This is a genomic window from Myxococcus guangdongensis, from assembly GCF_024198255.1.
Lineage (GTDB): Bacteria > Myxococcota > Myxococcia > Myxococcales > Myxococcaceae > Myxococcus > Myxococcus guangdongensis.
This window is the reverse complement of sequence record NZ_JAJVKW010000005.1, coordinates 375,126-394,610: the sequence shown is the minus strand read 5'-3', so window position 1 is coordinate 394,610 and position 19,485 is coordinate 375,126. Positions and strand designations below refer to the sequence as shown.

11 protein-coding genes are annotated in these 19,485 nt (G+C 69.2%); 4 read left to right on the top strand and 7 right to left on the bottom strand.

The window, feature by feature from the left end; translation table 11 throughout:
- Window positions 1-73: 73 nt before the first annotated feature.
- The 3 genes from LXT21_RS18175 to trxA form a co-directional block, all read right to left on the bottom strand.
- The gene (locus LXT21_RS18175) at window positions 74-892 is read right to left on the bottom strand and encodes a GNAT family N-acetyltransferase (protein ID WP_254039405.1); all 819 of its coding nucleotides are present in this window, start codon (window positions 890-892) and stop codon (window positions 74-76) included.
- Window positions 893-1,398: 506 nt separating this feature from the next.
- Window positions 1,399-3,048 (bottom strand): FHA domain-containing protein, encoded by a 1,650-nt coding sequence (locus LXT21_RS45190; RefSeq protein ID WP_267145411.1) that lies wholly within the window; start codon window positions 3,046-3,048, stop codon window positions 1,399-1,401.
- 3 nt (window positions 3,049-3,051) lie between these two features.
- The gene (gene trxA, locus LXT21_RS18160; protein ID WP_254039404.1) at window positions 3,052-5,358 is read right to left on the bottom strand and encodes a thioredoxin; all 2,307 of its coding nucleotides are present in this window, start codon (window positions 5,356-5,358) and stop codon (window positions 3,052-3,054) included.
- Window positions 5,359-5,430: 72 nt separating this feature from the next.
- Here trxA and LXT21_RS18155 point away from each other — a divergent pair, with 72 nt between their 5' ends.
- A complete protein-coding gene (locus LXT21_RS18155; RefSeq protein ID WP_254039403.1) occupies window positions 5,431-6,348 on the top strand; it encodes a phosphatase PAP2 family protein in 918 nt (305 codons plus the stop codon).
- 128 nt (window positions 6,349-6,476) lie between these two features.
- Window positions 6,477-7,589: a dienelactone hydrolase family protein gene (locus LXT21_RS18150; protein WP_254039402.1), complete on the top strand. Its 1,113-nt coding sequence runs from the start codon at window positions 6,477-6,479 to the stop codon at window positions 7,587-7,589.
- A 13-nt stretch (window positions 7,590-7,602) separates the two neighbouring features.
- Here LXT21_RS18150 and LXT21_RS18145 read toward each other — a convergent pair whose 3' ends face one another.
- The 3 genes from LXT21_RS18145 to LXT21_RS18135 all read right to left on the bottom strand — a co-directional run bounded on the left by LXT21_RS18145 (window position 7,603) and on the right by LXT21_RS18135 (window position 12,833).
- A complete protein-coding gene (locus tag LXT21_RS18145; RefSeq protein ID WP_254039657.1) occupies window positions 7,603-8,514 on the bottom strand; it encodes a metallophosphoesterase in 912 nt (303 codons plus the stop codon).
- Between the two features lie 192 nt (window positions 8,515-8,706).
- Window positions 8,707-11,652 carry a choice-of-anchor D domain-containing protein gene (locus LXT21_RS18140; RefSeq protein ID WP_254039401.1) on the bottom strand — a complete coding sequence of 982 codons (2,946 nt, stop codon included), beginning with the start codon at window positions 11,650-11,652 and terminating at the stop codon, window positions 8,707-8,709.
- A gap of 275 nt (window positions 11,653-11,927) precedes the next feature.
- On the bottom strand, window positions 11,928-12,833 hold the full coding sequence (locus tag LXT21_RS18135; protein ID WP_254039400.1) for a DMT family transporter: 906 nt from the start codon (window positions 12,831-12,833) through the stop codon (window positions 11,928-11,930).
- Window positions 12,834-13,014: 181 nt separating this feature from the next.
- Between LXT21_RS18135 and uvrA the strand changes: the two genes are divergently transcribed.
- Together uvrA and LXT21_RS18125 are read left to right on the top strand one after the other, a co-directional pair.
- Window positions 13,015-15,915 carry an excinuclease ABC subunit UvrA gene (gene uvrA / locus LXT21_RS18130; RefSeq protein WP_254039399.1) on the top strand — a complete coding sequence of 967 codons (2,901 nt, stop codon included), beginning with the start codon at window positions 13,015-13,017 and terminating at the stop codon, window positions 15,913-15,915.
- A gap of 477 nt (window positions 15,916-16,392) precedes the next feature.
- The gene (locus tag LXT21_RS18125) at window positions 16,393-17,841 is read left to right on the top strand and encodes a POT family MFS transporter (protein WP_254039398.1); all 1,449 of its coding nucleotides are present in this window, start codon (window positions 16,393-16,395) and stop codon (window positions 17,839-17,841) included.
- Between the two features lie 118 nt (window positions 17,842-17,959).
- On the opposite strand, the gene LXT21_RS18120 is transcribed toward LXT21_RS18125, so the two are convergent.
- Window positions 17,960-19,354: a peptide MFS transporter gene (locus LXT21_RS18120; protein ID WP_254039397.1), complete on the bottom strand. Its 1,395-nt coding sequence runs from the start codon at window positions 19,352-19,354 to the stop codon at window positions 17,960-17,962.
- Window positions 19,355-19,485 lie beyond the last annotated feature (131 nt).

Below are 19,485 nucleotides of genomic sequence, written 5' to 3'. Positions count from 1 at the left end.
CACGAACCGGACCTCCATGACCGGCTTACCCAGAAGCCCTGGAGCTTCCGGGTGGCCCTGGAGCGGGTGAGGCTCAGAAGGTGTGCGCCAGTTCGAGCTGCGAGAGCGCCGGGGAGGTGAAGCCCTCGCCCAGGAAGAAGCGGTCACACAGGCCCTCGGGAACGATGGCGCTCACCGCCAGGGGCTTCCCGGGGTGCGCGGCGGCCAGGGCTCGCAGCAGCCTTCGCCCGGCGCCCCGTCCTCGGGCCGAGGGCTCCACTCCCAGCGAGCGCAGGCCGAGCGTGGGTGCGGAGACGTCCGCCACCACCGCGAAGGCAGGACCGAGTCGGAAGGCCTTGGCTGGGGAGGACAAGCCCATCACCGTCGCCGCATCGAGCTGCCACGGCAGGTCCGCCGGCAGAAGCTTCGCGCAGTCTCGAGGGTCCACTTCCTCCAGCGCACCGGGCTCTGGCGTTGGCGTCCCCGTGAAGCCCACCAGACGCCGTACGCGTCGGAAGCCGAGCCGCTCGTAGAGCTTCACCGCGGGCGCGTTCTGCTCGATGACCTCGAGCACCATCCGCGCATCTCCGCGCGCTCGGGCGGATTCCAATAAGGGACGCAGCATGTCGCCGCCCAGGCCCTGCCCTCTTCGGCTGGGAACGATTCCCATGCCCGCGACCCGGCTGATGTTGCCCCGTCTCGCCATCAGCACGAGCCCCACCGCCTCACCGCTCACGCGGGCGACCCGACTCTCCGTCAACGAGATGTGCTCGCTCCGCACCCGCGCATCGAACGCCTGCGGGGCATCGGGCACGGAGACGAAGTAGCCCTCGAAAGAACGGGCGAACAACGTGGACAGCGACAGGAAGGACCACTCGGACGCGGGGACGAGGTCCATGTGCTCGCGGTTCATTGCGCGCCACGCTGCCGCAATGATCGGAATCCCGCAACGGTTCGCGGATGCGCCCGTTCGCGTTACGACTCGGTCGTCAGCAAGAAGCGCTCGCGGAGCATGACGCATCACGCGGATGCGATGAATGGAGTCCCGCAGCAGTTGGCTGATGCGCCCATTCGCGTTGCGACTCGGTCATCAGCGAGAAGCGCTCGCGGAGCATGACGCACCACGCGGCTGCGATGAATGGAATCCCGCTGCGGTTGGCGGATTCGCCCGTTCGCATTGCGACTCGGTCGTCAGCAAGATGCGCTCACGGTTCACGATTCGTCGCCCTGCCGCGATGAATGGAATCCCGCTGCGGCTGGCGGATGCGCCCATTCGCGTTGGTACTCGGTCATCAGCGAGAAGCACTCGCGGAGCATGACGCGCCACATGGCTGCGATGACTGGAATTCCGCAGTGGTTCGCAGATGCACCTGCCCGCCTCCACGAACATGAGGTCCGTGGAGGCGGAGAGCCTCCGCGTTACGACTCGGTGGTCAGAGAGAAGGTGATGCGGATGCCGCCCAGCAGGTACTCCTCACCATCGGAGACCTGACGGCGCGCGATGCGCGTGTTGTCGAACCAGGTGCCGTTCGAGGACTTGAGGTCCTCGATGAACACCTCGTCACCGTCGCGCACCACCACCGCGTGCTCACGTGACACCCGGGCTGACTTCACCATCAGGTCCGCGCTGGGGCCTCGGCCGATGATGAACCGCTCGCGTGCGACGAGCACCGGTTCGCCATCGTCGAGCTTCACGTGCACCTTCAGCTCCGGCGGAGCCTGCACGATGATGGTCTTGTCCGGCTTGCCCGCTGGCGCCTTCGGCTCGGGCTTCGCCTCCGTCACCAGGTCGGAGGAGTCTTCGTCCACGAACGCTGGCTCGACGGAAGCCGCTGCCGCCTTGCCCGCTGCGGGCTTGCCTGCCGCCGGCCTGCCTGCGACGGCATTGGCTCCAGCTGCCTTGCCTGGGATGGCCTTGCCTACCGCCGCCTTGCCAGCAGCCGGCTTCTCGTCCTGGTCCGAGTCCTCAGAATCATCATCGTCCGCGTCGTCTTCGGAATCATCGTCCGAGTCCTTCGCATCCGCGTCGCTATCCGAGTCCTCAGAATCATCATCGTCCGCGTCCTTCGCATCCGCGTCGCTATCCGAGTCCTCGTCGGAATCGTCCGCGTCCTCATCCGCGTCGCTATCCGAGTCCTCGTCGTCCGAATCCTCGTCATCGTCCGAATCCTCGTCATCGTCCGAATCGTCGTCCGAATCCTCGTCATCGTCCGAATCGTCGTCCGAGTCCTCGTCGGAGTCGTCGTCCGAGTCCTCGTCGGGCTTCGCGTCGACGGGTTCGAGCAGACGGTCGACGTCACCCACGATGTCACGGACGCGCGCGGCGACAGCCTCACGCAGCTCGGCCTCGTCGACCGCGGGCTCCTTCTCCGTGGCGGGCTCGTCCTCGGAGTCCTCGTCACTGTCTGAGTCCTCGTCGCCGGAGCCCTTGGCACTGTCGGCGTCCTTGGCCTCGGCGCCCTCTGCCTCGTCGGCTCCGGGAGTCCCTTCGTGTTCCCCGGTCTTGGACTCTTCTTCATCGGTGTCCGCGAGCGCGACGGCCCGAGGCGACTGCACCTCCACCGTCTGGTCCACCGCGCGCACCACTTCGCGAACACGCTCGGCGACCGCCTCGGGCTCGGCGCCCTTCGGAGCCTCCACCTCCGCGGGCTCGTTGGCCGCGTCCGCGACCTTCGCGGAGGCCGGCGCCTTGATCGACGGCACCGCCGTGGGCGGTGGAGCCACGGGCTCCGCTGCCGCCGCAGCAGCAACCACCGAGGGCGCCGCCACAGGGGCGCTGACCGAGGGCGTCACCGCGACCGCGGGCGTCGCCACGGGTGCATGCGCAACCACCGAGGGCGCCGCCACGGGTGCATGTGCAACCGCCACGGGCGCAGCCACCACGGCCGGCGCACTGCCCACCTCGGAGAGGCTCACCTGCGTGGGCTGGATGAACCCGAACTGCCGCGCGAGCGAGAAGACCGCCTGATTGACGAGGACATCACGGTCCACGCCCATCTCGCGGCTCATCGTCTCCAGCGCCTTCCACAGCGGGTCGGCGATCTCGACCTGTCGAGGAGTGCGGTTCATGACTCAGCTCCCCCTCAGGTTGTCCTGCCAGGGCGAAACGTTGTGGCTGTCCGTCAGCCAATAGAACATCGCCTGCATCTCCGCGTAGTGCAGCTCCACCATGCCCAGGAGGTTCGGGTGCAGGGCATCGATGTCCATGCCCGCGAACTCGAAGCCCGCGGCGCCCGACGCCTGCGCGCCACGGCCCCCCGTCACCTTGCGGTCCCTCACGCGCCAGTGACGCTGGCTCGACATGCCCGCCGCCTGTCCGAAGTTCGCCGGGGGCGCCACCTTCTTCGGCAGCACCACCTTCGACTCACCACAGGCCCACAAGAGCCACGTGAGCGCATTCCAATCCCCACGGGCCCGCTGGATGACGTCCGGCAATCCCAGCCCCGAGAGGGACACCGTCTCGTCGACGGAGACCGAGTCCTCCCCAATCTCCACCTCCTCCTCGGCCAGCTCCACCGGCCCCGCCGGCAACAGGGCGGACAGGTCCGGCGGCATCCACGGCAGCACCGCGCCAGGCTTGAAACGCCCCAGGAGCTCCGCCCGGATGAGCTGCAACCGCGTGGCGTACTTCTGGACGATGCGCACGATGGCGTCGAGCGTCTGCGCGGGCTTCTCCGGCAGGTCCTCGTACGTCGACACCGGCGTCTCCTTCGCCGGCCAGAAGTCGAACACCGGGTACAGCCCCCGCGCATACGTCCCCAGGAACGCGGCCGTCCCCGGCTCCGCCTTCGCCAACGCCTCCGCGTCCTTCAACGCGTGCGCGTCCATCCCCATGTTCAACAGCACGAGGCCTCGGGTGAAGAGGAACGCCGTGCGCTCCGGAGCGACCAGCAGCGCCGCGTTCACGAAGTCCAGCGCCGCCCTCGGCCGATCCAACTGGTCCAGCCGCACCGCATGGGCCCGCAGCAACATGCCCGCGTCGCCACCGCGCACCAGCGTCTCCGCCAGCGCCGAGCTGGAGTCCGCCGCGTTCTGCAGCGCCTCGCCCGCCGTGGCCTTCGCGTTGTCCGGCGTCCTCGGCAGCGCCACGCGCTCCATCAACTCGAGGAACGGCGCCACCTGCTGGTCCATCGCCACCGAGCGCGCCAGCGCCAGGAGCGCCTCGCGGTGCTTGCGCGCCGCCACGCACGTGGCCGCGTACTCACGCCAGGCCTCCGCGCTGCGGGGCACGTTGGAGAACACCGGCGACGCCGACAGCTCCGCCTCCTCCTGCGCGACGCCCAAATCCCGCGTCAACACCACCTGCCGGTCCGCGTCCAGCAGCGTCCACTTCCCACAGGCCACGTCCTGCTCGTACCGGCCCTCGTCGAACGTGACGCGCGGGTCCAGGTACTCGTCCTTCGCCAGCGAGCGATAGGCGCCGTGGCGCTGCCCCTCGACGAACTCGCCCTCCCACAGCAGCTGGCCGTCCTGGAGCCAGAAGCGCGCGAGCCCATGACGCTCGCCGTCGGTGTTCAGCTCCACGTGGGACCACTGGTTCAGGTCCTCGCGAAGCTCCGCCTCCACCGGGATTCCCTCGGGGCGGTCGGGGTACGGCTCACCGGTGGACGGCACCACGCGGCGCTCCTGGCCGTCGTAGTGCTTCACGCCGGTGACGCGGCCGTGCTCGTACATCATCACCGTCTTGCGAACGAGCGTGGAGACGCCGTTCTCGTGCATGCGCTCCGTGGTGAACTTCTCGGACGCGTACCAGGTGCGCGGCCCGTGCAGCTCCCCCTTCACGAAGTCGCCGTCCTGGGAGACCTCACCGCTCTCGTGGAAGCGCTTGAAGGGGCCGTGGGGCTTGTCGTTCTCGAAGCTGCACTCGTTGCAGAGCGTGCCGTCCGCGCGCCAGTACTTGTAGGGGCCCTGCTTGCGACCCTTGGGGTCCGTGGCGCCGTACACCCATTCGCTGTCACCCTCGTCCCACGTCGCCTCGGGGTGCACGCCGGGCGGGACGATGCCCTGCTCGGTCAGCTTCTTGTTCTCCTCGGCCTGCTTCGCGTAGGCGACGTCCAGCGTCTTGAGCGACTTGACCAGCGCGTCCAGCCGACCCGGCGACATGGCCCCGCTGGAGCGGTGGACCACCGTGCCATCCTTGAACGCCATCAGCGTGGGGATGGACTGGATCTGGAAACGGCCCGACAGCTCCTGCTGCGCCTCGGTGTCCACCTTGCCGAACACGACGTCCGGGTGCTTCTCCGCGGTGGTGGCGTAGGTCGGCGCGAAGTTGCGGCACGGGCCACACCACTCCGCCCAGAAGTCCACCAGGACCAGCCCTGGCTTGCCAGTCATCTGTTCGAAGGTCTCGGCCGTCAGGTCGACGGGGTGCGTACTCACGATGAAGCCTCGGATGCGAATGGGAGTCGGACGCTTGTAGTCAAACCCTTCGCGCCGCGCCAGCGTCGCTCTATGCTGCGCGACGTGCGCCCGTCCTTTCCCATTCTCGCACTCACTGCTGTCCTCGCTCTCTATCCGCTGACTCCGGCGCTGGCCCAGCCCGCGGAGGACGCCCCCCGTCTGCATGAGCTGAAGTTCGACTGGGCTCGCGACGGCGTCATCACCGGCTCCGCCGCGGTGCTCTGGATTTCGAGCGAGGCGCTCTTCAAGAGCGACCTGGCGCCCGCGACGTGCCGCTGGTGTGATCGGGCGCCGGACGGGACGGACCGACTCAACGGGTTGGACCGCTGGGGCCGGGGGCTGGCGGGAAAGACGGAGGCGTCGCGGCACCGCGCGGGGCAATGGAGCAACATCATCGGCTTCGGCGTGCTGCCCGTGGGTGTCATGGGCTTGCAGTACGCGCTGGGGCGGGGCTCGGATGGCCCCAGCCGGTTCTTCGCGCAGGACGCGACCATCATCCTGGAGAGCGCCATGCTGTCGACGCTGGCGAACCAGACGGTGAAGTTCCTGGTCGGCCGCGAGCGGCCCTTCGTCCACGTGCTCCCCGAGGACCAGAAGCGCCTCACCGAGCAACCCAGTGACAACAACCTGTCCTTCTACAGTGGTCACACCAACCTGGCCTTCTCGCTGGTGGTGTCCGCGGGCACCGTCGCCGCGCTGCGCGGCTACGAGAACCAGGCGTGGATCTGGGCCGTGGGGCTGCCGCTCGCCACGTCCGTGGGGCTGTTGCGCATGGGCGCCGACAAGCACTACCTCACCGACGTGGCCACCGGCGCGGTGCTGGGCGCGGCCTTCGGCGTCGCGGTGCCCCTGCTGTTGCACGGCCGCACTGGCGGCGCGGAGTCCAGCGCCACGCGTCGCGCCCCTTCCGCCGCCCGGCTGATGCCCGTCGCGGGCGCGCGCATGGCTGGCATCTCGGGCGTCTTCTGAGGCCCGCCCTCTCCGGAGGTCTCTGGCGAGCCTCCCTGCCCGGCCCGGCGTGGCGCGGAGGACTGCTGGCGCTGCTGCTCGTCGCCGGCTGCAACTCCGCGAGCCGCTTCGCGCCCAGCTACCTGCTGGTGCCGCCCCAACCCTTCGTCACCGCACCGCCCATCTGGGGGCCGGTGGAGGCGGGACACTGGAGTGTCGGGCTGCGCGTGCAAGCCATCGCCGCCACGGCGGAGGACCCCTCGGCGCTCCAGCTCACGGTCTGGTACCCGACGCGGGAGAGCGACGCGGCCACCCGCCTTCACTATCGCGACTACGTGGGCCTCATGGGCTTCGAGTCCCAGCCCGAGACGCCTCGCGACGAGGCGCGCGCCACCGCGGCCATCACGCTCTACGAACAGCAGCTGGTCGACCTGGGCATCCCCGAGGAGAGCACCGCCGCGTGGCTCGACGCGCCCATGACGGCCACCCCGCATGCGCCGCCCGCGCCGGGGCGATTCCCGCTGGTGCTGGTGGCGCAGGGCCGTCATCACTCCGCCCACCATCAGGCCGTGCTGGCCGAGTACCTGGCGAGCCACGGCTACGTGGTGGCCACCACGCCCTCGCCCACTCGCGGAGAGGCTCCGGGACCGGACCTCGACGTGCTCGCCACCGCGCGGCGCCAGACGCGAGACCTGGAGCGCGCGCTCCGCGTCCTCCGGATGGATGCGCGCATCGACACCTCGCGCGTCGCCGTGGTGGGGCACAGCCTGGGCGCCCGCGCGGGCTTCCTCTTCGCGCTCGCGCACCCCGAGGCGGGCGCGCTGGTGAGCCTGGATGGCGGCATCGCGACCCGGCGTGGCAAGGAGTGGTTGAAGGGCCTGCCGGACTTCCAGCCCGAGCGCCTCCAGGTCCCCCTGCTCCACCTGTTCCAGGAGGATGACGCCGTGGTGGTGCCCGACTTCGAGCTGCTCGAGTCGCTGCGCGGCGCGCATCGGTGGATGATTCGCATCCCGGGCATGCGGCACGTGGGCTTCACCAGCGTGGGCGCCGCCGCCACGCTGGCGCCAGGAGTCGTGTCGACGGAGACCGCGCGGTCGGTGGCCCGGGGCTGGGCGACGTCCACGGACGTGACGCGCAGGTTCCTGGACGCCACCGTGCGACGCAGGCTCGTGCGGCCCAACGCGCCGCCGCCGTCCGCCAACGCCCTGGTCGTCCCGGGCACGGACGTGCTGCTCGAGCACTGGGAGCCCGGTCAGCCCTGACGCCCGCGCCGGGCTACATCGCGCCCACGGGGGCGTCATCCCCGTCGTGCTCTCCCTCCACCACGGGCAGCCGGGACAAATCCCAACGGCGCCCCGGCTCCCAGGCGACGGCGCCGGAGACACCCCAGCCAGCCCGCACGACCTCGCGGCCCTCGTACTCCAGCCAGAAGACGGACTCCTCGGGACGCGTGGCCTGGTCCAGACAGGCGATGCGCGTCGCGGGGCGGCCGCCCCCCTCCAGCGTCACCGCGAAGGCCTTGTGCGAGTGCCCACACAAGAGCCACTTCGGCTGCACCGTGTCCACCAGCCGGCGCGTCACGCCATTCCCAATCCAGTACGAGGGCAACGGCCGTGGCGGAGAGGGGTTCTCCTCCCGCGCGCGCTGGACGATGCCTCGGGGCCACTCGTGCACGAGCATCAGGTCCACGTCCCGGAGCAACATCACCCGGTCGACCTCCGCGGCGCGGAAGTAGCCCGCCTGTTTCATCAGGTCCTGCGTGACGGGGCGCTTCAAGGGCTGGTCGATGAAGCGCGGCGCGTGGATGCCGGACAGGAAGCCCACGCGCAGCCCCGACAGCTCACGCACGCCGGCGCGGCCCAGGTAGGTGACGCCCGGCGCCAGCTCGCCTCCGTCCTGGAAGTCGTGCAGCGCCTCGAAGTCCTCGTTGTTGCCGCCGATGAAATACAGGGGCCGCTTCACGCGGCGCACGCCGTCCGCGTACTCGGCGAACTCCGCGGGCATGGTCCGCTTGGCGGCCTTGCGACGGTGGTCGTCCGCGCGGCGGAACGCCTCCACGTCCCCCACCGCGAGCACCATGGACACCGGCCGACCACGCGACTGCTCCAGCGCGTCCAACCACGTCTCCACGCGGTGGAAGCGACCATGGACGTCGCCCAGGGCGGCAACCAGGAGGGGCTCCGGCATCACCCTGGAAGGCTGCACCCGCGCATCCACCCTGTCGAGTCATCCCCGCCCCATGGGACGGAGGGCTGACAGAAAAGCCACACTTCGGCTCACGTCTTCCATGAAGGCAGCGCGCCGACACCAATCACAGACAAACGCCGCGCCCCTCCGAGGAGAAGCACGGCGCCGTCACACCTCCGACTGACGTGAGCGCTAGTTGCAGCCCAGCGGGTACGTCACCTCCACCAGCGAACCCGGCGCGGGAGCGGAGTCCCGGTCGAAGATGATGCTGTTGGTGCGCGCGTCGTACTCCCAGCCCGACAGCACCTGCACGCCGTCCACGTGGACGACGATTCGCGTGGTGTCCGCGGGCTCCTCGGACAGCGGGAACTTGCGGTTGGGGCCGAAGGCGCTGTTGGAGAGCTTCTCCAGGGACGCGGCCCAGTTGGGCGTGCAGATGCTCTCCACCACGCCGCCCGTCGTGTTCGCCAGCTGGATGTAGCGGCTGCCGGCGCTGCTCGACGTCGGGCAGGTGGCCAGGTCCATGGGGCCGACAATCGCGTTGATGCTGAGCTTCGCCTTGTCGTTGCCCTTCAGCGCCAGGAAGTACGTCTCGTAGAAGGACACCGGCTGCGAGCTGAAGTCCTCCTCGTCCGACAGGAAGATGATGGCCAGCTTCGCGTCCTCGCGCAGGAACCCGCCGTTGCCGTCGTTGGGCTGCGGCGTGCGGCTGTCATCCAGGTTGTAGAGCAGCGGGTCCGACAGGGCGCGGTGCGCCGCGTCCAGGCCCTGCTCGTTCCAGTGACACACGCCCACGCGGGTGTTGTCCGCGAACACCGCGGCCGCGTTGGGCGTGTCCGGCGTGATGATGCGGGGGCGCGAGCCGTCCACGGGGAACAGGCGCCCGTTCTCGCCGCCCTGCGCGCCGCCCGGGCACTCGGACCAGCCGCCCGGGGACTCGTCCAGGCCCGTCGTGGTGACGCCAATGCGGTAGTCCACCGCCGCCGCGCTCGCCGCGCTCAGGAAGGCCGCGAAGTTCTGCCCCAGGCTCTGCTGCTCCTCCATCATCGAGCCCGAGTTATCCACCACGAAGAGCACGTCCACCTTCGCCTTCGACTCCTGGAAGAAGCGGTCCGTCTGCTCCGCCTTCGTCACGCCCCGGCCCAGCAGGCCCGCCGTGTACTCGCTGCCATCCTCCAGCCGGAAGCGCACCGCCGCCGCGTCGTCGCCGTCGTCCGTCGGCGTGTAGCGCGCCGTCAGCTTCACCCGCCCGCCCGCCGCAATCGCGGAGGGGAACGCGTTCGCCGACTCCACCGAGAACTCCTCGCCCGCCTGCTCCAGCGTCATCCCGGCCACCTTCACCGGGCCGATGCACTCGTTGATGGCGACCAACTCCCGCGTGCGCGGACCGCACGACAGCTTGGTGACGCCGAAGTCCACCGTCGTCGGCTGCAGCGCGAAGCAGCCCTTCACGCCCTCGCCCACGAGCGACACCAGCGGGTGGCCCAGCGTCGGGTGGTTCACCCACGCCTCCGCGAGCCCCTCGAAGGGCCCCTCGTCCTCCGGCTTGAAGCGCACCACCAGCGTCGCCTTCTGGCCCGGCTCGAGCACGTGGTTGGGCACCGCCTGCGCGAGGAAGGACGCGTCGGAGCCCGCCACCAGCTGCATGGACGCCAGGTAGCACGCCTCCGTGCCCGTGTTGCGCAGGGTCACCCCCAGCCCCACCTCCGCGCCCACCGGCACCTTCCCGAACTTCAGCTGCTGCGGCAGCGTGTACTGGCACGGCTTGAAGGCGCGGCCCTCGCCCTTCAGCGTCACGCCCTCCGTGGACGTGGTGCTCCCCGCGCGCACGCTCACCGCGAGCTGCCCCTCGCTCTTGCCCGCGGCGCCCACGCGCGGGCTGAAGGTGATGCCCACGAAGGCCGACTGGCCCGCCGGCACCGTCACGCTGGCCGGCGCCTGCGCCAGGGTGAAGTAGCCGCCCTGCGCCGTCGTCAGGTTCAGGTTGTTGACGAGCACGCTGTCACGGCAGCGGTTGATGACCTCCACCGGCCGCGTCGCCGTCATGCCCTCGGCCACCACGCCGAAGTCCAGGTCACGCGGCTTCACCGCCACGCACGACGTGCCGCCCTCGCCCGCGAGCGACACCTTGGGCCCGGGCGCGGCGGAGCCCTGCTCGCGCACGCCCACCTCGATGCGCCCCTCACCCGCGCGCCCCAGCACCACCGGGGTGAAGGCCACGCGCACCTCCACGCTCGCGCCCGCCGCCAGCAGGCCGCCGCTGAGCACCGGCGCGCTCACCACGCGGTACACGCCGCCCGGGTTGAGCTGCAGCTCCACGCCGGACCAGCGCAAGGACTCGGTGCCCTGGTTGCGCACGGTGATGGACTGCTCCGCGCTGGCCCCCAGCGCCACGCGCCCGAAGTCCAACCGCAGCGGCGTCACCTCCAGCTTGGACGCCACGCCCATGCCCTTGAGCGGCACCACCGCCGGCTCGCACCCCTCGCACACGGCGACGTGCAGCTCCGCCGCGGCCGCGCCCAGCCGCCGGGGCGCGAAGGCCACCGACAACACCCGCTCCTCACCCGGCGCCAGCGTGGGCGCCTCGCCATGCTCCGCGGTGAACTGGTCCGCGTCCACGCCCTGCACCGACACCCCCAGCGGCGTCTCCACGTCGGAGGGGTTCTTCACCGTCACCTGGCGCATCTCCACGAAGCCCATGGCCACGTTGCCGAAGTCCAGCTCCGTCAGCGGCACCTCCACGAAGGCCTTCACGCCCCGCCCGGACACCGGCACCTGGCCCTGGGCGTCCGCGTCCGTGATGAGCTCCAGCGAGCCCTGCACCGTGCCCTCCACGTCGGGCTTGAAGTGCACCTCGATTTCGCGCTCCGCGCCGGCCCCCAGCGTGAAGGGCTCGAACGGGGGCACCGTGACGTTGGGGATGCTGGAGAGGGCGCCCTCCACGCGGTACGACGCCCGGCCACCGTTGGTCACCTTCAGCTTGAAGCTCTTGGTGCGGCCCAGCGCGGCGGGGCCGAAGTCGATGGTCTCGGGGCGCACCACGAAGGCGCTCTTCGCCCGCTGGGACGACGGGCGCTCACAGCCCGTCCCCACCACCAACGCCACCGCCACCCACGCCACCCAAAACAGACGTCTCATCGTTGCTGCCTCCCCACGACTCCCGGGCCCGGATTCCGCGCGGCCTCGCACCCGCGCGATTCCGGCGGAGGGGGCGCTCTGCAACCCAGGTGCCCGACGCACGGCGGCGACAGACGTCCACCGGCCAACGTGGCAACTCTTGGGCGTGGCTGGGGAAAGGGGTTCTCCGCCGTGGGAAGAACGTTTCCCTCGGGGCGGGTAGGACTGGAATTACTTCAGGAACGCCAGGTGACAGTCAGGACAAACCACCAGCCCGCCCTGGGCACCGGCGGACCTCAGGGCGCGGGCCTCGACTGCGGGGCGCGCAGGCGCTCCAGCACGCCCGTTCCCCACAGGACGCCCACCATGCACACCAGGGCGCCCGTCACGGCCAGGGGGGACACGGCTTCATCCAGCAGCAGCGCCGCGAGCACCCACGAGAAGACCGGCGTCGACTGGGTGGCGACCCCGCCGGCCACCGCAGTGACGTAGCCCAGGGCATACGTGAAGGCCATCTGCGCCACCACGGAGGAAACGCCCACGCCCAGCAGCGGAAGCACGACATCCCAGCCGAGCGGCCTCCAGTCCGCGAGCGCGAAGGGCAGGCTGAAGAGCAGGCCGAACAGACAGAAGGAGAGGAACACCGTGGCCGCGTCCGTCTCGTGCCGCAGCGCGCGTATCACCACCACGGCCGCGCCGCCCAGCACGGCCGACGCCATGCCCGCCCACGCGCCCAGCCCCAGCGTCAGCGAGACGTCCTGGGCCACCGTGCTCCACATGACGAGCCCCGCGCCCACCGTGGTGAGCACGAGCCCCGCGAGCAGCGCCCCCGTCACGCGCTCGCCCAGGAACAGCCAGCCGATGATGGCCGCGTAGATGGGCCAGCACGCGTTGAGCAGCACCGCGGGCCCCACCGACAGCCGGTCCAGCGCGACGAAGTAGAGGTAGACGGCCGCGCCGCCGAAGATGCCGCGCAGCGCCCACAGGTGCACCCGCCCGAAGCGGGGCCTGCGCCGCGTCAGCGGGAAGAACAACGCGAGGAACAGCAGGCCGATGGCGAAGCGCCCGGACGCCACCTGGCCCGGGGACAGGCGGCCGGCGAGCAGGCGGGTGCACAACGCCATCACCGCGAACAGCACGCTCGCGAAGACGAGCAGCGGCGTGCCGCGGTAGCGCACGGGGAGGACCCAGCGGGAGGACATAGGAGGAGGCGCCCCTCTACCGGAATCCCGGGCGGGGCTCCAGCGGCGCATGGCCGCTCGCCCGGGCGGCCGGCACGGGTGGGAGTGGGAGCGCAACGCCACGCGTTGAGGACCATCCACCCGCCTCCCCAGGTTTTTCCACCACCGGAACACCTATTCAGTGGTAGATCGCCCGCCCATCATGTCCGAGCCCGACGTCATCTCCCTCCGAGGCGCCAAGGAGCACAACCTCAAGAACGTCTCCCTGGACATCCCCAAGAAGAAGCTCGTCGTCTTCACGGGGGTCTCCGGCTCCGGCAAGAGCTCGCTCGCCTTCGACACGCTCTACGCGGAAGGCCAGCGTCGCTACGTCGAGAGCCTCTCCGCCTACGCCCGCCAGTTCCTGGGGCAGATGGAGAAGCCCAAGTACGACACCATCCGGGGCCTGTCGCCCACCATCTCCATCGAGCAGAAGGCGGCCAGCAACAACCCCCGCTCGACGGTGGGCACCGTCACCGAGGTGCACGACTACCTGCGCGTGCTCTACGCCTCCATCGGCGTGCAGCACTGCCCCAACTGCGGCCGCAAGGTGGGCAAGCAGAGCGCGCAGCAGATTGTCGACGAAATCCTGAAGATGCCCTCGGGCAGCAAGCTCCAGGTGCTGGCGCCGCTGGTGACGAACCGCAAGGGCGAGCACAAGGACCTCCTCACCGAGGCGCAGAAGCGCGGCTTCTCCCGCGCGCGCATCGACGGGGCGCTCAAGAGCCTGGAGGAGCGCATCGAGCTGGACAAGAAGTCCAAGCACGACATCGAGCTGGTCATCGACCGGCTGGTGCTCAAGGCGGACATCAAGACGCGGCTGACGGACTCGGTGGAGACCGCGCTGCGCGAGGGCAAGGGCACGCTCATCATCACCAACGAGACGGGCGCGGCGAGCGCGGACCGGGTGATGAGCGAGCTCAACGCGTGCCCCTCCTGCGGCATCTCCTTCGGGGATTTGACGCCCGCGTCGTTCTCCTTCAACAACCCGCTGGGCATGTGCACGGACTGCAACGGCCTGGGCACCCGGCCGGAGATGGACCCGGACCTCATCGTGCCGGACCCGTCTCGCAGCATCCGCGACGGCGCGATTGAACCCTGGGCCAACGGGATGAACCGCGGCGAGGGCTGGACGGCGGACTTCGTGGAGAGCCTGTCCAAGGCGTTCAAGATCGATCTGGACGTGCCCTACGGGAAGCTGTCGAAGCGCGAGCGCGACACGCTGATGAACGGCGTCAAGGGCAAGAGCTTCACCGTCGAGTGGGGCGACAACGGCAAGTACAAGATGGAGTGGGAGGGACTCGTCGAGCGCATGATGCGCAACTTCAAGACGACGACGTCCGAGGCCCGCCGCACCGAGCTGCAGAAGTACTTCAGCAACAAGCCCTGCCCCACCTGCAAGGGCGAGCGCCTGCGCCCCGAGAGCCGCGCGGTGAAGGTCCACGCGCACTCGATTGTCGAGCTGAGCCGCCTGACCATCGCGGACGCGCTCGCGTTCCTGGGCGCGCTGGCGCTGTCCGAGCACGAGCGGAAGATCGCCACCGAGCTGCTGAAAGAAATTCGCAGCCGTCTGTCCTTCCTGGTCGACGTGGGCCTGGGCTATCTGATGTTGGACCGCACCGCGTCCACGCTGTCGGGCGGCGAGAGCCAGCGCATCCGGCTGGCGTCGCAGATGGGCAGCGAGCTGACGGGCGTCATCTACATCCTGGATGAGCCCTCCATCGGCCTGCACCAGCGCGACAACGGCAAGCTGCTCACCACGCTCAAGCGCCTGAGGGACCTGGGCAACTCCGTCATCGTCGTGGAGCACGACGAGGAGACGATGGAGGACGCGGACTGGCTGGTGGACTTCGGCCCGGGCGCGGGTGAGCTGGGCGGTCAGGTGGTGTCCCAGGGCACGCCCAAGCAGGTGATGGCGGACGAGAACAGCCTCACCGGCGGCTACCTCTCCGGGCGGCTGGAGATTGAAATCCCCGAGGAGCGCCGCGCGCCCAATCCCAAGCACCAGCTGGTGATTCAAGGCGCGAAGGAGAACAACCTCCGGGATGTGGACGCGGTGATTCCGCTGGGCATCTTCACCGCCGTCACCGGCGTGTCCGGCGCGGGCAAGTCCACGCTCATCAACGAAATCCTCTACCCCGCGCTGGCCAGGCACCTGTACGACAGCCGCGAGTCGCCCGGGAAGCACAAGGCGGTGCTGGGCTTCGAGCACCTGGACAAGGTCATCGACATCGACCAGCGGCCCATCGGCCGCACGCCGCGCAGCAACCCCGCCACGTACACCAAGGTGTTCGACGCCATCCGCGAGGTGTTCGCGATGACGCCGGAGGCGCGCGCGTTCGGCTACGGGCCGGGCCGCTTCAGCTTCAACATCAAGGGCGGCCGCTGCGAGTCGTGCGAGGGCGACGGCGTCAAGCTGGTGGAGATGCACTTCCTGGCGGACGTGTACGTGCCGTGCGAGGTCTGCAACGGCAAGCGCTTCAATGAAGCGACGCTGCGCGTGCGCTACAAGGGCAAGAACATCGCGGAGACGCTCGACATGAGCGTGCGCGAGGCCCAGGAGCACTTCGGCGCGCACAAGGACATCATGCGCGTGCTGCAGACGCTGGGCGACGTGGGCCTGGGCTACATCCGCCTGGGCCAGCCCTCCCCCACCCTGTCCGGCGGCGAGGCCCAGCGCATCAAGCTGGCGCGTGAGCTGGCGCGCGTGGCCACCGGCCGCACGCTCTACATCCTGGACGAGCCCACCACGGGCCTGCACTTCGAGGACATCCGCAAGCTGTTGTCCGTGCTCAACCGGCTGGTGGCCGCCGGCAACAGCGTGCTCGTCATCGAGCACAACCTGGATGTCATCAAGAGCGCGGACTGGCTCATCGACATGGGCCCCGAGGGCGGCGCCGGCGGAGGCCAGGTGCTCGCCGTGGGCACCCCGGAGAGCGTGGCCAAGGTGCAGGCCAGCCACACCGGCCGCTACCTGGCGCACGTGCTGGGCAAGTCGCGGCGCGCGCGCGTGGGCAAGCGCGTGGCGGACACCAGGCCCGCACAGTCCGGCGCGACGGGCTGAACACACACACACCAGCCGCTTCCAGCAACATGGAGCGGGGGGCAGGGGTGCCTTCATTCACCCCTTACCCCCCGTCCACCTTGGAGGAAGACTTCACAGGTGGGGTGTGAGACGCGAAATCAGTTTCAGCCGCGTGTCATATGATAGGGCCTCATCAATTCCTGTCAAACAGGCCCAGCCCGCTTAAGTTGCATCAATAAACACGCACTCGCATCGGAACGCACGGGGCAAGCTCGCGCGAGAATTCCGGTGCCGCTGCGCCATGGGTGCGGGGCCCGTGACGCACGCCGCATCGCGGCACGGGCGAGGTGGGCTGCCAGGCCCAGGCCGCCCCACCGTGGAGGGAGGGGCCGCTCGGGGTGGCGGAGTGACGTGGGACGCGGGCCTTCAGTGGAGTCCCGCGCGCGCGTTGGGTAGGGTTGGGCCCCTTGCCTTCCAGGCGCCCCCACCTTTCTCCACCAGGGAGCACCCCGACTCATGGCTGAGAGTCCCGCGGTACCGCAGAACAACAAGTTCCCGCCGCAGATACCGTTCATCATCGGCAACGAGGCGTGTGAGCGCTTCAGCTTCTACGGGATGCGGAACATCCTCACGGTGTTCCTCATCGACTACCTGCTGCGCAACGCGGTGCCCGACACGGGGCTGCGCGAGGCCCAGGGCAAGAGCCTGATGCACACCTTCATGGCGGGGGTGTACTTCTTCCCGCTCATCGGTGGGTACCTGGCGGACCGCTTCTTCGGGAAGTACCGCACCATCCTCTGGCTGAGCATCGTCTACTGCATCGGCCACGCGCTGCTCGCCGTCTTCGAGAACAACGCCACGGGCTTCTACACGGGCCTGGCGCTGATCGCCGTGGGCAGCGGCGGAATCAAGCCGTGCGTCGCGGCCATGGCTGGAGACCAGTTCAACGAGTCCAACAGCCACCTGGTGAAGAAGCTCTTCGCCATCTTCTACTGGACCATCAACTTCGGCTCGTTCTTCGCGTCGCTGTTCATCCCGCTGTTGCTCAAGAACTTCGGGCCGTCGGTCGCCTTCGGAATCCCGGGCGTGCTGATGTTCATCGCGACCCTCATCTTCTGGGCGGGCCGGCGCCACTACGTGATGGTGCCGCCGACGGGGGCCAACCCGCACTCGTTCTTCAAGGTGGTGGGCAGCGCGCTGAAGAACAAGGGACAGGGCGGCCACTGGCTGGACGGCGCCAAGGCCACGCACCCCGAGGAGGCCGTGGAGGGCGCCAAGGCGGTGTTCCGGGTGAGCGGGCTGATGCTGCCCTTCGTGCCCTTCTTCTGGATGCTGTTCGACCAGAAGGCGTCCACGTGGGTGGTGCAGGCGCGCTCCATGGACCTGAATGTGGGCGGGTTCGTCTTCCAGCCCAGCCAGATGCAGTTCGTGAACCCCATGCTGGTGATGCTGCTCATCCCCTTCCTGACGGCGGTGGTGTACCCGCTGTTCCAGCGCTCGGGGTGGGAGCTGACGCCGCTGCGGCGCATGCCGCTGGGGCTCGTCTTCGGCGCGGTGTCGTTCATCATCGCCGGCTTCTTCCAGGTGGCGATGGAGGGCGGCACGACGCTGAACATCGCGTGGCAGATTCTGCCGTACGTGGTGCTGACGCTCGGCGAAATCCTGATGTCCACCACGGGCCTGGAGTTCGCGTACACGCAGGCGCCCCGGCAGATGAAGGGCACCATCCAGAGCGTGTGGCTGGTGACGAACACGCTGGCCAACGTGGCGGTGGCCATCGCCGCGGCGCTCAACGTCTTCTCCGGCTCCGGGCAGTTCTTCTTCTACGCGGGCATGGCCCTGGTCGCCGCCGTGGGCATGGCGCTGGTGGCCCGCCGCTACGTGGTGCGCGACTGGTACCAGACGTCCGCGCCGCTCCCCACCGAGGAGCGCAACGCGGCGGGAATCACGGCGAAGTCGGCCTGAAGAAACAGCGACGCCGGAGCGCTCGACTTCTCGAGCAGCTCCGGCGTCGGGTGCTTCGTCGAAGCCAAGGGGCGCGCTTCTCCTTTCAGGGAGGCGCGCCCCTCGTCGTTTCCGCCACTCAGGCCGCGGCCACCGAGGAGCCGCCCTGGGCCTGCTCGTGGGTGGCGGAGACGGGCCGCACCTCGTCGGTGCCGTGCATCATCTTCTTCAGGACGGGCGAGACGACCAGCAGGATGAGGCCGGCGATGCCCGTGCCGATGGAGATGTAGAGGAACACGTCGAACTCGCCCAGCTTCTCCGAGTAGCCGCCGATGACGCCGGAGAGCTTGTTGGCCGCCGCGTTCGCCAGGAACCACACGCCCATCATCGCGGAGACGATGCGCTGGGGCGCCACCTTGGTCACCATGGAGAGACCCACCGGTGACAGGCACAGCTCGCCCATGGTGTGGAACAGGTACGCCAGGATGACCCAGTACGCGGCCGCCTTGCCCGCCGCCTCGCTCTGGTTGGAGGCGCCCAGCATGAAGACGAAGCCGATGGAGAGGAACACCAGGCCCATGCCCATCTTCACCGGGATGCTCGGGTCCTTGCCGCGCGCGGCCAACCACCCCCACAGCCCCGCGAACACCGGCGCCAGGGCGACGATGAAGAGCGAGTTGAAGTTCTGGAACCAGGTGGTGGGGACCTCGCCGAACAGCAGGTGACGGTCCACCTTCTCGTTCGTGTAGAGGTTCATCAGACCGCCGGCCTGCTCGAAGCCCGCCCAGAAGGCGACGACGAAGAGGGCGATGATGAAGATGACGATGATGCGGTCGACCTCCTCGCGGCTGAAGCCCTTCTTCTCCCCGCCGCCCTGCGCCACCTGCGCCTGCGCCGAGGGCTTCACGGGGGCCAGGCCCACTTCGCCCAACAGCTTCTTCTGCAGCGCGAGGAAGGCGATCAGGCCCAGGAACATGCCGACGCCGGCGGAACCGAAGCCCCAGTGCCAGCCGACCTTCTCACCCAGCGTGCCGCAGATGAAGTTGCCGAGCATCGCGCCCACGTTGATGCCCATGTAGAAGATGGTGAAGGCACCATCCCGACGGCCATCACCCGGCGCGTACAGCCCGCCCACCATGGTGGAGATGTTCGGCTTGAAGAAGCCGTTGCCGATGATGAGGAAGCCCAGGCCCACGTAGAACATCATCACGCTGGGGAGCGCGAGGACCAGGTGGCCTATCATCATCAACACGCCACCGAGCACCACCGCCCGGCGCTGCCCCATGAAGCGGTCCGCGATGAAGCCGCCGACGATGGGCGTCAGGTACACCAGGCCCGTGTACGTACCGTAGAGGCTGAGCGCTTCGCTCTTGGTCCACCCGAAGCCCCCGTTGACCTGGCTCGTGAGGAATAGGACGAGCAGGCCGCGCATGCCGTAATACGACATGCGCTCCCACATTTCGGTGAAGAACAGGAGGTACAACCCTCGCGGGTGCCCCTGACGGGCAGCGCCCGCGGCGACGGTTCCTTGCATGCCGAGGTTTCCTTCGGTGGATGGATGGGGGTGTGACGTAAAGAGCACTTGACTGTAGCAGACCCAACGACAGTCGTGCGTGAGTGGACAACGGGGACGGCCGAGAATTCCCCTGCCCTCCGCCCCGCCCT

Coding starts and splice junctions, on each gene's coding strand:
- LXT21_RS18175 (WP_254039405.1), bottom strand. CDS start 892: ATGAACCGCGAGCACATGGACCTCGTCCCCGCGTCCGAGTGGTCCTTC.
- LXT21_RS45190 (WP_267145411.1), bottom strand. CDS start 3,048: ATGAACCGCACTCCTCGACAGGTCGAGATCGCCGACCCGCTGTGGAAG.
- LXT21_RS18155 (WP_254039403.1), top strand. CDS start 5,431: ATGCTGCGCGACGTGCGCCCGTCCTTTCCCATTCTCGCACTCACTGCT.
- LXT21_RS18145 (WP_254039657.1), bottom strand. CDS start 8,514: ATGCCGGAGCCCCTCCTGGTTGCCGCCCTGGGCGACGTCCATGGTCGC.
- LXT21_RS18140 (WP_254039401.1), bottom strand. CDS start 11,652: ATGAGACGTCTGTTTTGGGTGGCGTGGGTGGCGGTGGCGTTGGTGGTG.
- LXT21_RS18135 (WP_254039400.1), bottom strand. CDS start 12,833: ATGTCCTCCCGCTGGGTCCTCCCCGTGCGCTACCGCGGCACGCCGCTG.
- uvrA (WP_254039399.1), top strand. CDS start 13,015: ATGTCCGAGCCCGACGTCATCTCCCTCCGAGGCGCCAAGGAGCACAAC.
- LXT21_RS18125 (WP_254039398.1), top strand. CDS start 16,393: ATGGCTGAGAGTCCCGCGGTACCGCAGAACAACAAGTTCCCGCCGCAG.
- LXT21_RS18120 (WP_254039397.1), bottom strand. CDS start 19,354: ATGCAAGGAACCGTCGCCGCGGGCGCTGCCCGTCAGGGGCACCCGCGA.